Origin of the sequence: Pelovirga terrestris, from assembly GCF_014773365.1 — a bacterium.
Taxonomy (GTDB): Bacteria; Desulfobacterota; Desulfuromonadia; order Desulfuromonadales; family Geopsychrobacteraceae; genus Pelovirga; species Pelovirga terrestris.
Window position 1 is genome coordinate 1 of record NZ_JACWUN010000044.1, and the last position, 698, is coordinate 698.

Genomic DNA, 698 nt, shown 5'->3' on the forward strand with positions numbered 1-698 from the left:
TGAGCGTGGCCAAAAAAATTGATGGAAAAATAAGAGATATTTGACAAGATACGTGGGGGAATAAAAAAGGAGCCCCCTCAGTTATCTTGGCGGATATCAAGGGGCTCCTTGCCATAAGAAAGGCAAGGACCATGATAGACCATACCATCCTCCGAAGAACATCATTATTTGCCCTGCTTCACAAGATTGATGTTGATCTGGCCGAACAGACCCGGATCAAAGGCTGCCCTTCTGCAGGGGACCGCTACATCAAGCGCCTTACCGGCGCAAACCTCGTGGTGGTCCCCCGGATCTTCCTGAAGACTATACTCTACGCCTGAGCCTGTGCTGCGGGCATTGTCGACGTCGTACCCTTCCTCCATCGGTTCTGTATTGGGGTCGCCGAGTGTTTTGGCGCGTGGCTGTGCTGGTGATCAGTGCCTTGCGTCAGGGCGGTTATACGCTTCGTCGTCTTCATGGTTTGTTCTGTCTGTCTCGCTCAACCCTTGAGCGCTGGCGGCGCTATTTTCATGAACTGTTCCCACCAAGCCGGTGTTGGCAACGGTTGCGCGGGCTGTTGTTGCCGGTCGTTGCGCCGCAGGACCTTCCGCAGGGGTTGATAGAGCGCTTTATCCGGTCGCGTAGTGATCCTGTCGCCGGGCTGATCAGGTGTCTGCAGGCGCTTTTGGATCCCGTTTAATGGGGGAGGCGCCATCAAG

The 698-nt window shown here is 54.9% G+C and carries 2 protein-coding genes; both read left to right on the forward strand.

The features are described from left to right. Positions 1-131 precede the first annotated feature (131 nt). Complete coding sequence (locus ICT70_RS15015) at positions 132-320, forward strand: hypothetical protein (protein WP_224747097.1); 189 nt, start codon at positions 132-134, stop codon at positions 318-320. Positions 321-385: 65 nt separating this feature from the next. Beyond that, entirely contained in the window at positions 386-679 is a 294-nt protein-coding gene (locus tag ICT70_RS15020) for a hypothetical protein (RefSeq protein WP_224747098.1), read from the forward strand. The last annotated feature ends 19 nt before the right edge of the window (positions 680-698 follow it).

Excerpts from the sequence above, each read along its gene's own strand:
- ICT70_RS15015 (WP_224747097.1), top strand. The coding sequence starts at position 132 with ATGATAGACCATACCATCCTCCGAAGAACATCATTATTTGCCCTGCTT.